General features: G+C 64.6%; 13 protein-coding genes. 7 read left to right on the forward strand and 6 right to left on the reverse strand.

Annotation, left to right across the window (positions count from 1 at the left end; translation table 11 throughout):
- The first annotated feature begins 36 nt into the window (after positions 1–36).
- Positions 37–1,998 carry a molybdopterin biosynthesis protein gene (locus CHB73_RS09445; RefSeq protein WP_089274330.1) on the forward strand — a complete coding sequence of 654 codons (1,962 nt, stop codon included), beginning with the start codon at positions 37–39 and terminating at the stop codon, positions 1,996–1,998.
- Positions 1,999–2,080: 82 nt separating this feature from the next.
- Here CHB73_RS09445 and argC read toward each other — a convergent pair whose 3' ends face one another.
- Both argC and CHB73_RS09455 read right to left on the reverse strand, forming a co-directional pair.
- Positions 2,081–3,151: an N-acetyl-gamma-glutamyl-phosphate reductase gene (argC, locus tag CHB73_RS09450; protein ID WP_089274331.1), complete on the reverse strand. Its 1,071-nt coding sequence runs from the start codon at positions 3,149–3,151 to the stop codon at positions 2,081–2,083.
- 2 nt (positions 3,152–3,153) lie between these two features.
- Positions 3,154–3,444: a DUF1844 domain-containing protein gene (locus CHB73_RS09455; protein WP_089274332.1), complete on the reverse strand. Its 291-nt coding sequence runs from the start codon at positions 3,442–3,444 to the stop codon at positions 3,154–3,156.
- Between the two features lie 170 nt (positions 3,445–3,614).
- Between CHB73_RS09455 and plsY the strand changes: the two genes are divergently transcribed.
- Both plsY and CHB73_RS09465 read left to right on the forward strand, forming a co-directional pair.
- Positions 3,615–4,217: a glycerol-3-phosphate 1-O-acyltransferase PlsY gene (plsY, locus tag CHB73_RS09460; protein ID WP_089274333.1), complete on the forward strand. Its 603-nt coding sequence runs from the start codon at positions 3,615–3,617 to the stop codon at positions 4,215–4,217.
- 46 nt (positions 4,218–4,263) lie between these two features.
- Positions 4,264–5,319 carry a GTP pyrophosphokinase gene (locus CHB73_RS09465; RefSeq protein ID WP_089274334.1) on the forward strand — a complete coding sequence of 352 codons (1,056 nt, stop codon included), beginning with the start codon at positions 4,264–4,266 and terminating at the stop codon, positions 5,317–5,319.
- A 132-nt stretch (positions 5,320–5,451) separates the two neighbouring features.
- Here the strand turns inward: CHB73_RS09465 and CHB73_RS09470 are convergent, their stop codons facing one another.
- From CHB73_RS09470 to CHB73_RS09485, 4 genes are all read right to left on the reverse strand, one after another.
- Entirely contained in the window at positions 5,452–6,042 is a 591-nt protein-coding gene (locus tag CHB73_RS09470) for a hypothetical protein (RefSeq protein WP_089274335.1), read from the reverse strand.
- A 30-nt stretch (positions 6,043–6,072) separates the two neighbouring features.
- Entirely contained in the window at positions 6,073–7,680 is a 1,608-nt protein-coding gene (hflX, locus tag CHB73_RS09475; protein ID WP_327438376.1) for a GTPase HflX, read from the reverse strand.
- A gap of 172 nt (positions 7,681–7,852) precedes the next feature.
- Positions 7,853–8,452 (reverse strand): IMP cyclohydrolase, encoded by a 600-nt coding sequence (locus CHB73_RS09480; RefSeq protein WP_089274337.1) that lies wholly within the window; start codon positions 8,450–8,452, stop codon positions 7,853–7,855.
- Between the two features lie 159 nt (positions 8,453–8,611).
- A complete protein-coding gene (locus CHB73_RS09485; protein WP_089274338.1) occupies positions 8,612–9,172 on the reverse strand; it encodes a tetratricopeptide repeat protein in 561 nt (186 codons plus the stop codon).
- 341 nt (positions 9,173–9,513) lie between these two features.
- Here CHB73_RS09485 and flgB point away from each other — a divergent pair, with 341 nt between their 5' ends.
- The 4 genes from flgB to fliF are packed head-to-tail and all read left to right on the forward strand — an operon-like array spanning position 9,514 to position 12,356.
- Complete coding sequence (gene flgB, locus CHB73_RS09490; RefSeq protein WP_089274339.1) at positions 9,514–9,924, forward strand: flagellar basal body rod protein FlgB; 411 nt, start codon at positions 9,514–9,516, stop codon at positions 9,922–9,924.
- Positions 9,925–10,362: a flagellar basal body rod protein FlgC gene (flgC, locus tag CHB73_RS09495; protein WP_089274340.1), complete on the forward strand. Its 438-nt coding sequence runs from the start codon at positions 9,925–9,927 to the stop codon at positions 10,360–10,362.
- A gap of 22 nt (positions 10,363–10,384) precedes the next feature.
- Positions 10,385–10,714 (forward strand): flagellar hook-basal body complex protein FliE, encoded by a 330-nt coding sequence (gene fliE / locus CHB73_RS09500; protein WP_089274341.1) that lies wholly within the window; start codon positions 10,385–10,387, stop codon positions 10,712–10,714.
- A 40-nt stretch (positions 10,715–10,754) separates the two neighbouring features.
- A complete protein-coding gene (gene fliF / locus CHB73_RS09505) occupies positions 10,755–12,356 on the forward strand; it encodes a flagellar basal-body MS-ring/collar protein FliF (RefSeq protein ID WP_089274342.1) in 1,602 nt (533 codons plus the stop codon).
- The last annotated feature ends 1 nt before the right edge of the window (position 12,357 follow it).

Raw genomic sequence — 12,357 nt, forward strand, 5'->3', positions numbered from 1 at the left:
CATCCTCTGCCATATGAGACATATCAGGAGGCGGCCATGAGCGACACCGACGACCGCAACATCTACCTTTCCACCATCGCCCCGGAAGAGGCCGTGCGCCGCGCCAAGAACGCGCTCGACCGCGCCGCCCTCATCCGGCAAGAGACCGTGACCGCCCATGAATCCTGCGGCCGGGTGACCAGCCAGCCCATCTTCGCGCGCTGTTCCTCGCCCACCTTCCACTCCGCAGCCATGGACGGCATCGCCGTGCGCTCCGCCGACACCTTCGCCGCGCGCGAGGGCAGCCCCGTGACCCTGGCCAAGGGCCGGGACTACGCGCCCGTGAACACCGGCCACCCCCTGCCCGAGGGCATGGACGCCGTGGTCATGATCGAGCACGTGGAGCAGGCGGGCGACAACAGCGTGCGCATAGAGGCCCCGGCCTTCCCCTGGCAGCACGTGCGCCGCATCGGCGAGGACATTGTGGCCACGGAGCTTCTGCTCCCGCAGAACCACGCCCTTTCGCCCTACGACGTGGGCGCGCTGCTGGCCGCGGGCATCTACGAGGTGGACGTATGGGAACGCGTGCGCCTGACCTTCATTCCCACCGGAGACGAGGTGCTGGACTTCACGGCCCGCCCCACGCCCAAGGCCGGGCAGGTCATCGAGTCCAACTCCCAGGTGTTCCGCGCCATTGCGGCCTCCTGGGGCGCGCAGCCCTCCTTCACCCCGCCCGTTCCCGACAGGCCCGAGGCCCTGGCGGCCGCCGTGGCCAACGCCCTGGCCGGGGGCGCGCACATCGTGGTGGTGGGCGCGGGTTCCAGCGCGGGCAGCAAGGACTTCACCCGCGCCACCTTCGAAGGCCTGGGCCGCGTGCTGGCCCACGGCATTTCCGTGATGCCGGGCAAGCCGACCGTGCTGGGCGTCAGCGAAGGCGAATTCGCCGGGCGGCTCCTGGTGGGCGCGCCGGGATATCCGGTCAGCGCCGTGGTCTGCCTGGAGGACGTTCTGGAGCCCGTTGTCCGCTGGCTGGTGCGGCAAAGCCCGCCGGGCCGGACACGCATCCGCGCGCGGCTGGCCCGCAAGACCCCAAGCCGTCCCGGCCTGGAGGAGATTGTGCGGCTGGCCGTGGGCAAGGTTGGCCAAGGCTACGTGGCCGCGCCCCTGGCGCGCGGGGCCGGGCTCATCACCAGCCTCACCAAGGCCCAGGCCGTCACCCGCATCCCGGCCCAGAGCGAGGGCCTGGAGCAGGACGCCATGATCGAGGCCGAGCTGCTGACCCCGCTCTCCGGGCTGGACGCCGTGCTGGTGCACATCGGCAGCCACGACAACATCCTGGACCTGCTGGCAAACGAGCTCATGGGCCTGGCCGAGCCGCTGCAACTGGTGTCCAGCCACGTGGGCAGCATGGGCGGGCTGACGGCCCTCAAAAATGGCGCCGCCCTGTTCGCGGGCTGCCACCTCTTCGACCCCGCAACGGGCGACTTCAACTTCCCCTTCCTCGCCAAGCACCTGCCCGGCATGGACCTGACGGTGCTGAACCTGGCCATCCGCCACCAGGGGCTCATGGTGGCCAAGGGGAACCCCAAGGGCATACGCGGCGTGGCCGACCTGGCCCGGCCCGACATATCCTTCATCAACCGCCAGCGCGGCGCGGGCACGCGCATTCTGCTGGACCACCACCTGTCCCAGGCGGGCATTGCGCCTGCGTCCGTGCGCGGCTACGAGCGCGAGGAGTACACCCACATGGCCGTGGCCGTGAACGTGCTCACCCTTGCTGCGGATTGCGGCCTGGGCATCTTCGCCGCGGCAAAGGCGCTGGACCTGGACTTCGTGCCCCTGGCGCTGGAGCGCTACGACCTGGTGCTGCCCACGGCGCACCTCTCCGACCCGCGCATCCAGACCCTGCGGGAGGTCATCGGCCGCGAGGACTTCCAGCGCAGGATGCGCGACCTGGGCGGCTACGACACCCCGCTCACAGGCCAAATGATGCGGCCGGGCATGGGCCTGGGCGCATAGGGGGCAAGCCCGCAAAGCCAACGCCCCGGACCGCTGCGGCGATCCGGGGCGTTCTTGCGTCCTTTGGAAAACGCTCTGACCCTCAGGGCATCAGCGGGGCCAAGTGCAGGCCCTGGTCCTCGGGCAGGCCGAGCATGAGGTTGGCCCCCAGCACAGCCTGGCCCGACGCGCCCCGGCAGAGGTTGTCGATGACGGCCACGATGATGAGCCGCCCCAGGCGCTCATCCACCGCCAGCCCGATGTCGCAGAACATGGTGCCGCGCACGAAGCGGGTCTCCGGCAGCTGCCCTGCGGGCAGCACGCGCACGAAGCCTTCCGCGGCGTAGCGCTCCGCGTAGGCCGCGTGCGCCTCGGCCAGACTCAGGGGCCGGGCCAGCTTGGTGTAGATGGTGGACAGAATGCCTCGGTTCATGGGCAGCAGGTGCGTGTTGAAGGAAAGCGCCACAGCCTCACCCGCCAGGCGGGACGCCTCCTGCTCGATCTCCGGCGTGTGGCGGTGCCGGGTCAGGTTGTAGGCGCGGAAGCTGTCGGAGACCTCGCAAAACAGCGTGCCCACCCCGGCCTTTCTGCCCGCGCCGGTGGTGCCGCTCTTGGAATCCACAACGATGTCGCTGGCGCTCACAAGGCCCTGCTCCAGGGCGGGCAGCAGGCCCAGAATGGCGGACGTGGGGTAGCAGCCGGGGTTGGCGATGAGCCGCGCCCGCTTCATGTCCTCGCGGTACAACTCGGGCAGGCCGTACACGGCCTCGGCCAAGAGCGCCTGTTGCGTGTGCGGGGTGGCGTACCACTTCTCGTACACATTCTTGTCGCGCAGGCGGAAATCAGCGGAAAGGTCCACCACCTTCACGCCCTTGGCGATGAGCGCGGCCGCGATGTCCTGGGCGGTCTTGTGCGGCACGGCCAGAAACACCAGCTTGCACGCGGCGGCCAGGTCCGCCGGGTCGGGCTGGGTGATGGTGAGCGCGCCCATGCGGCCAAGCTCGCCCGGGCCGGAAAGGAAGGGGTAGAGGGACGAGAGCGGGCGGCCCGCCTCGGAGCGGCTGGTGGCGCGCACCAACTCCATGCCGGGGTGCCCGGCCAGGATGCGGGCCAGCTCCATGCCGGTGTAGCCGGTGACCCCAACCAAGCCGACGGGAATGCGCGTGTTCGCCATGCCTAGCCCGCCTTGCTCACGTATTTCATGCGCAGGGTGTAGAGCATCTCGCACAGGAGCTTCTTCTCCTCGTCGGAGAGGCCCTTTTCGGTCTTCTGCTGCAACATGCCCAGGATGTCGATGACCTGCTTTGCCAGGTGGGGCTGGTAGTCCACCGTGCCGGTGCTGGGGTCCGGGGCCTCGCCCAGGTGCACCATGGCGGAGGACGAAAGGGACAGCACGAAAGTGGAGAAGTCTATTTCCGGCAAGCCCATGAGGTGCTCGCCACAGCCGCAGCTTTTGGTCTCGGCCATTGTCGCCTCCAGCGAAAATCGGGATTGCAGGGTGATACACCTTCCGCGCGCGGCGCACAAGGCCGCAGCCCGGCCGGGGCGCGCACAAGCGCCGTTTGGCGGGGCTTTGCAACCCGGCCCGAAGCATGTACAAGGGTGCGTACGTTCCATTACCCGCGCAAGGAGTCCGCATGGTCGCGTTTCTGCTGTTTCTGATGGCCTTCGGCCTGGGCATGGTGCCCTTCGGCCTGTATGTGGCGCGCTTCGTCAAGGGCATAGACCCGCGCGATGCGGGCAGCAGGAACGTGGGCGCCACCAACGTGGCGCGGCTGTGCGGCACCCCCTGGGGCGTGCTGACCCTTGCCCTGGACCTGCTCAAGGGCTTCATTCCCTGCGCGCTGGCGGTGGGCGCGGAAACCGGCTGGCTGGCCTTGTCGCTCATCGGCCTGGCGGCGATTCTCGGCCACGCGTACTCGCCCATGCTGAACTTCCGGGGCGGCAAGGCCGTGGCGACGACGGTGGGCGTGTTCCTGGCGCTGGCGCCGGTCGCGCTTATTCTTGCGGCCATCTGCACTCTTGGGGTCATCTGGCTTTCAGGCTACGTCTCGGTGGGCTCGCTGACGCTGGCCCTCACCCTGCCCTTCTTCTGCCTGCTCACGGGCAACATCGGCATGATTCCGCTGGCCCTGGCGGTGATGCTGTTCCTGTTCTGGCGGCATAGGGAAAACATTTTGCGCCTGGACCGTGGGGAGGAGATGCCGTGGCGGAAGGGGAAGGAGGAAGAGGGGGCGTGAGGGGGGCTCACAATTCACCAGTATTGATCCACGCCTTGGGGGCCACATGCAAAAAAAAACAGCGCTAGACCCCATTAAAATTTTTGCTGACTACGAAACGGAAGCATCACTCCGTGATGTTTTCCTTGAGCATTTAGAGAAAGTTCTAGCTGAGATTCTAACGCAGCACAAAATAGATAGCCTCAGCAAAAGAACAAAGGACATTGATAGCTTCATCGCTAAAGCTTGCTCGAGAGGAAAGCCTTACAAGAACCCTATCCAAGAAATTACGGACATAACAGGGTTCAGAATTGTCGTCGGCTACAAGGACGAAGCGAACGCGGTTGCCGAGACCATACGAAAGCGTCTAACGGTAGATGAAGTTCATTCTAGAGACACGAGCAATGATTCAGCCGAGGGCGAGTTCGGGTACTCTTCAATCCATATTATCGCGTCCTTACCTCAGCAGATCCTCAAGCAATACAGACTTGAAGCCTTCGGAACTAGAAAATTTGAAATCCAAATCAGAACACAACTTGAACATGCCTGGGCAGAAAAGTCACGATCCTTATTTTATAACAAGGAGGTACCTTCAGAGCACAAAAGAATGATGAATAGACTTGCGGCTCTTTTAGAACTCACCGACATGACTTTTTTAGACCTAAAGCAACAATTGCAAAGCTCGTTCACAAGCGAACCAGAAAAGCAAGAGAATTGCACTCGTTTATCAGAATCAGACATAAGAGAAATACTCAAGTCAGGCATTGTCTCTGGAATTATACAAGATTTAGCAATTACTGGCCTCAACGCCTATACAACGGAGCGAGAACAATATTATCCAGCAATAGCAAACATTCTGTCACGACAAAACATTACTACTCCAGAGGACGCGTATAGAGAAATACAAACATTCCGATCCGACATTGCTTTTGCGGCACAGCTTTACATGACTGCAACTGATATGAAGTCTTTCTCCCTCGACACTCTATTAGTTGCAGCACTCGCTATCGTTGACAATGGCAACGTTAGTCCAGACGACTTTTCTAGAGGTTGGAGCGAACGTTGGAGGGAAGGTTTTTTAAAGGCTTCTCACGAATATAAATCACGGCGCGACAAAGGATAGCCCCTACTGCACCACATCACTCCCCATCTCGATATCCCACACGGCCACGTTGTCGCCTGAGCCCTCAGCCAGCGTGACGGAAAAGGCCGGGTCGGCCTGGGGCTCCGTGGGCAGCAGGCCCAGGCTGCCCCCCTACCCCGCCAACCGGACCACAAACGCCTCGCCCTCCACAAGCGCATACGCCCGCTCCGGGCAGAGGGCGTCATTGGACCAGCGCCCGGACTCCGGGTGCCAGGTCTCCGCGTAGCGGCAGGGCGAGCCGTTACACGCCCGCTGGTGCCGCACGGAGCAGGCCACGGCCAGGCGTTCGCGCGCGCCGTCGTACGCCACCGCGCACACCCAGTGGTCCATGCTGTCCGCGAACTGTGAGCTGCCCTGATAGCGCAGGATGACCACGCTCGCCGCATCAAGCAGCGCGCCCAGCGCAGCGGCCGTCATCGGGCCGGGGATGCGGCTGACGAGGAAGCGCCCGCCCTGAAGCAGGGCCAACATGCGCTCCATGTTGTCCTGCAGCAGCGCGTGGTTCTGGTCAAAGCCGCCGGTGGTGCCCACCGAGGCGTTGAGGAAGTCCGCCGGGTGGTCCACCTGGCAGAAGGCCGCACACACGCGCTCGAACTCCGGGGGCTGCCCGCACAGGGCCGCATGGGCGTTGACGATGCTGTAGAGAAAGCAGGCCCCGTCCAGGTCGCCCTGGGCGAAAATGCGTCGTTTGGCGTCCGGCATCGGCAGCGTCCCCGCGTTTTGGGCCAGCGCCTACTGCACCACGTCGCTGCCCATTTCGATGTCCCATACGGCCACGTCCTCGTCCGGGTCCGCGTCCGAATCGGCGGCGGGCACGGCGGAAAAGGCCGGGTCGGTCTGCGACTCCGTGGGCAGCAAGCCCAAAATGGCCGCCACCAGCGGGGTAAGGCCCTGGCGCTTGAGGGCCGTCACAGGAATGCCCGAGGGGTACACCCGGCGCATGACCTCCTGCTGGTCCGGGGAAAGCAGCTCCCACTTGTTCAGCGCCAGCAGGCGCGGCGTCTCGGCCAAGTTCATCTCGGTGAGGATGCTCTCCACGGCGCCGATCTGCTCCTCGGCCTCGGGGTGGGAGATGTCGGCCACATGCACCAGCACGTCGGCCGACTCCAGTTCCTCCAGGGTGGCGCGGAAGGCCTCCTGCAAGTCCGGCGGCAGGCGGCGGATGAAGCCCACGGTGTCGGTCAGAATGACCTCGCGCTCGCGCGGGAAGCGGATGCGGCGGCTTGTGGGGTCGAGCGTTGCGAAGAGCTTGTTCTCGGCCAGCACGCGGCTTCCGGTGAGGGTGTTCAGCAGGGTGGACTTGCCCGCGTTGGTGTAGCCCACAAGGGCGATGACCGGGCAGCCCGCCTTTGCGCGGCGGTCGCGGGTGCCGCTGCGGTGGCGGCGCACGCTCTCCAGCTCCTTGCGCACCTTGGTGATGCGCTCGCGCACCCTGCGGCGGTCGATCTCAAGCTTTGTCTCGCCCGGCCCGCGGCCGCCGATGCCGCCCATGAGCCGCGACATGGCGGGCGTTTTGCCCACCAGCCTGGGCAGCGTGTACTTGAGCTGCGCCAGTTCCACCTGCAGCTTTCCGGCCCGGCTGGTGGCCCGGCGGGCAAAGATGTCCAGAATGAGCTGGGTGCGGTCCAACACGCGGCGTTCGGTGGCTTCCGCCAGGTTGCGCAACTGCGAGGGCGAAAGGTCCTGGTCGAAAATGACGATCTGCGCGCCGGTTTGCAGGCACAGGACTTCGAGCTCCTGCAATTTTCCCTTGCCCAAAATGTGCCGGGCATCGGCCTTGTCCACCCTTTGGATCATGCGGGCCGGGCAGGCCAGCCCGGCGGTGCGCGCCAGCTCGGCCAGCTCGTCCAGGCTGCGCTCCTGCACAATGCGCGGGGCGCCGGACACGCTCACAAGCAGCGCGCGCTCGCGGCCCTTGTCCGCTGCCACGGCGCGCTCCTGGCGGCCGAACTCGTCCTCCAGGGCCTGCACCAGGGCGGCGAAATCCACCTCGGAGCGGTCCCAGCGCACGGAGGGCAGCACGTCGTATGGCTTGGCGTCCGGTCCGGAGAGCTCGGAAACCGGCACCACGTGGGCCACGTGCAGGCGTTCCGGCCCGCCGAATTCGTCCACGGTGAGGGCGGCCACGGAGTCGAGCCTGAGCGCCACCATGTCCATCAAGTCTTCCTGCGAGAGGGCCTCGCCGGAGAGGTGGGTGTGCAACAGGCGCAGGCCGCGCAGGCGCGTTTCGCCCAGGCGCGCGCGGGGCAGCTCCGGGATGAGGATGCGGTCCGGCTCGCCCACGATGAGCATGTCCACACGGCCCTGCCGGTCGATGAGCAGGCCGATCTGGCGGCCCACATCGCGCGAGAGGATGGCCAGCTCACGGGCCTGGTCGGTGGTGTAGCCGCCACCCGAAGGCGGAAACCTTCGGGTGGCGAGGCGGGAAAGCCGTTGGATCTGGCCGGGCTTGAGGCCCTGGACGTTGCCTTGCGGTTTCTGGGCGATGGCGCTTCCCCTCCCCTTTGGGGGCTTACAGGGCGGTCTTGGCCAAGTATTTGGCGATCATGTCGTCGTAGGCCGAAACGCGGGCGAAGGTCTCGGCCGCAAGCTCGCGCCGGAGCGCCAGGGACACGCCGCCGGAGTTGGCCTCCATGTCGGCCTGCACGCGCGGGTAGTAGGCCGGGTCGGGCACCACGAGCATGGAGTGGAAGTTCTTGGCCGCGGCGCGCAACATGCAGGGGCCGCCGATGTCGATCTCCTCCACGGCGGACTTGAGGTCCACGCCCTTGGCGGCGGCGTCGGCGAAGTTGTAGAGGTTGACGCAGACCATGTCGAAGCTCTGGATGCGCAGCTCGTCCAGGGTGAGCAGGTGGCCGGGGTTGTCCTTGTCGGCCAGGATGCCGGCGTGGATGCGCGGATGCAGGGTTTTGACGCGACCGCCCAGGATCTCGGGGAAGCCGGTGACGTCGCTGACGCTGGCGACCTTGAGGCCAGCGGCCACGAGCTTCTTGTGGGTGCCGCCGGTGGAGACGAGCTCCACTCCGCGTTCGGCCAGAAAGGAAGCGAAATCAGCCAGTCCGGACTTGTCGGTGACGGACAGGATGGCCCGTCGTATGGGTAGGAAATTCATGCACAACCTCTCTCTGGTTTCAGAAGTTGTGCCAGAAGATCCGCCCCAAGGCAAGCCGTGGCGGGTGTGGACGACTCCTCCCGGCTTCCTATGCGGCTGCCTGCCCCCGCCCGACCACCGGACGGGGACAGGGAGCCATTAGGGAGGGGAGACCGTTGGTTAGTCGTCGAGCTGCGCGAGCAGTTCCTGCGCCGGGGCGAAGGAGGGATCCGCGGCCACGATCTGTTCCAGCTGGGCCTGGGCCTCGTCCTTGCGGTCAAGGCAGACCAGACAGCCGGCCAGGGAGTAGCGGACCTCGCTCTTGCCGGGGTTGAGGGAGAGGTAGCTCTCCAGGGGCGCAAGGATCTCGCTCAGCCTCTCCAGCTCGTGTCCGAGGCGGATGAGGCTCAACAGCGCGACCATGTTTTCGGGATTCCTGGCCAGGGCGTTCTGGAACAGGTCGAAGGCGTCGTCCTTCAGGCCCTGCTCCATCTTCACCAGGCCCATGCCCGAGAAAGTCTTGTCGTTGGCGTCTATGCCGTGGGCCTTGGAGTACAAGGTCAGGGCGGCGTCCAGATCGCCGCGCTGCACGGCGATGGTGGCCAGGCCCAGGTACGGGTCCGGGTGGACGCCGTTGGATGACGCGGCCTTCTTGTAGTAGTCCTCGGCCTTGTCGAGCTCACCCATGAACAGGTAGCACTCGCCGAGTTCCTTGTTGATCTCGTAATCCAGATGGCTCATGGTTCCCCTCCGTTTTCCCTAGAAACACCCGCGTCTCCGTTGCGGGCGGCAAAAGTTGCGCGGCTCCTGGGAGCCTGCCTCGCATATGCACATGGCGTGCCAATGTGCACTCATCCGATTTCTGGCCCCTTCGCTCCGCCCTGCGGCAACCGCCCCCCCTCGCGCACGCGATTCCACGTTCTTGTTGAAGCGGACGAACAGCACCAACGCAAGGCAGAAAAGTAAATAATTTCAATGAAATTTTGCTTTGGAACGACCTTTGCTATTCCCTGGCAGGCCAGGCGACGCGGTTGCCCGGCCCCGGCCCGGCAAAACCGGCCCAAGACCAGGAGGATAGCGGCATGAAAGGACTGTTTGAGCGGCACTTCGGCGTGGTGGAAAAGGTGCTGGACTTGCGCCTGCAACGTCAAAATGTCGTCATGGCCAACGTCGCCAACGTGAACACCCCCAAGTACAAGGCCCGCAAGCTGGAGTTCGAAGAGGACCTGCAGAAGGCCATGAACATGGACCAGCGCGGCCGCATGACCAGGACGGACGCCAAGCACATGCCCGCGGAGTTCGACGTCAACGGCTTCAACGGCAAGAACTTCGCGGACTGGAAGCCCCGCACCGTGTACGGCGAGGACGTGGTGGATCTGGACAAAGAAATGACCACCATGGCCAAGAACTCCATGATGTACAACGCGTTGTCCGACATCATCGCCAAGAACTTCAGCGGGCTCTCCACGGTCATCCAGGAAGGAGGCAAGTAAATGGACTTCATGAGCGCTCTCGACGTCAGCGCCTCGGGCATGAAGGCCCAGCGCACGTACATGAACGTCATTTCCATGAACCTGGCCAACGTGAAGACCACCCGCACGCCCGAGGGCGGGGCCTATCGCCGCAAGAGCGTGGCCTTTGCCGCCGCGCCAGTGTTCACCCCCTTCGACAAGGCCATGGAGAACGCCGACAACCGCGAGCTCAAGGGCGTCATGGTGCGCGGCATTGTGACCGACAAGCGCCCGCAGAAGCGCGTGCACGAGCCCGGCCACCCAGACGCCGACAAGGACGGCTATGTCACCTACCCGGACATCAACGTGGTGGAGGAAATGGCCAACATGATCACCACCATGCGGTCCTACGAGGCCAACGTCCAGGCCATCCAGGACGTGAAGGCCATGTTCAACAAGGCCCTGCAGATCGCCCGCTAGGCTTACCAGAGGAGTACCCGCCATGATCGTCAAATCCGTTGCCATGCAGGCCTATCAGAACGCGCTCAAGGCCCACCAGGGGGCCCTCACCGGCGAGACCCAAAGCGTCAAGAAATCCGGCGGCGGCGCGCCCGGCGGCTTCATGGAGACGCTCAAGGGCAGCCTGTCCAAGGTCAACGACATGCAGCAGGAAAAGACCGCCCTTGTGGAATCCTTCGCCGCGGGCAAGGACCACAACGTGCACGAGCTCATGATCTCGCTGCAGAAGGCCGGACTGGCCATGAGCATGACCAGCGCCGTGCGCAGCAAGATCCTGGCCAGCTACCAGGAACTGACCAAGATGCAGTTCTAGCCGCCGCCACGCGCCCTGAGAAGAGCAGAGGAGAGAGCACATGCACCCGAAAGTCGCCGAGTATTTCGACAAGGCCAAGAACCTGTGGGCCGCCCGTTCCATGACGCAGCAAATGCTCATCGGCAGCTTGGCCGTATTGCTGGTGGCCGCCTTCGTGGGCGGCATCATCTACATGAACCAGCCCGACTACAAGGTGCTCTACACCAAGCTTTCCAACGAGGACGCGGCCAAGGTGGTGAACCTGCTCAAGGCCAGCAAGGAGCCCTACCGCCTGGAGGACAACGGCCAGACCGTGCTCGTGCAGTCCGAGCGCGTGTACGACCTGCGGCTCAAGGTGGCCAGCGAAGGCAACCTGCACGGCCAGGGCATCGGCTTCGAGATCTTTGACGATGTCAAAATCGGCCAGACCGACTTCGTGCAGCACATCAACTACCAGCGCGCCCTGCAGGGGGAACTCGCCCGCACCATCGCCGAATTTCCCAAGATCGAAAACGCCCGCGTGCACTTGGTGGTGCCCAAGAAAAGCCTCTTCATAGAGGAGCAGACGCAGCCCTCGGCCTCGGTGGTGCTCCAGCTCAAGGAGAAGGACGCCAAGCTCGAACCCAAGGAAGTCCAGGGCATCGTCAATCTGGTGACCATGGCCGTGGAGGGCCTGGACAAGAAGCGCATCACCATCACCGACCAGAACGGCCAGCCCCTCTACCAGCCCGCCGACGAGGACACCGCGGGCATGAACACCACCCAGCTGGAGTTCAAGGCCCAGATGGAGCGCAAGATCGAGCGCCGCATCGAGGAGCTGCTTGCCCCCATCGTCGGCCCCCAGAAGATCATCGCCCGGGTCAACACCGATCTTGATTTCAGCCACAAGACCATCAAGAAGGAGCTGTTCAACCCGGACGGCCAAGTGGTGCGCAGCGAAAGCCGCAGCGAGGAAACCGTTGCCGGCCGCGCCAACCTGGACGGCGCCGCGCCCGAGGCCAATTTCCGCGGCGACGGCTTCACCGGCACGCAAAGCTCCCAGGACTCCAGCCGCGAGACGCGCACCACCAACTACGAGATCAACCGCGAGGAGCAGCAGATCGTCTCCCCCGTGGGCGAGTTGAAGCGCCTGGGAGTTGCTGTTATCGTGGATGGCACGTACACCAAGGACGAGAAGACCGGCCAGACGACCTTCGTGCCGCGCTCCGAGGAGGAGATGACGCGCATAAAGAGCCTGGTGCAAAGTGCGGTGGGCTTCGACGGGGACCGCGGCGACACCATCGAGGTGTCCAACATCGCCTTCGGCTCCACCGACCTGGGCGAAGGCCCCTCGCTGGTGAAGCACTTCCTCGACCTGAGCGGGAAGCTCGGCAAGCCGCTTCTGACCGGCCTGCTCATCTTCCTCTTCCTCATCCTGGTGGTCCGGCCCGTGGTCATGGCCCTTATCCGGCCCAAGGTGGCCGAGGAGGAGGTTGAGGAAGTGGCGAGCCTGCCCAGCACGGACGAACGCCTGGCCATTGAGGAAACCGTGGAGGTTCCCGAGGAGGCCCTGGACACCGCGCGCCGCCTGGAGCTTTTGAAGGGCCAGGCCGTGCAGCTGACAGAGCAGAACATGGAGCAGGCCATACGGCTCTTGAAGTCGTGGGCCAGACAGGAGGCATAAG

This window comes from Humidesulfovibrio mexicanus (assembly GCF_900188225.1).
GTDB lineage: Bacteria > Desulfobacterota > Desulfovibrionia > Desulfovibrionales > Desulfovibrionaceae > Humidesulfovibrio > Humidesulfovibrio mexicanus.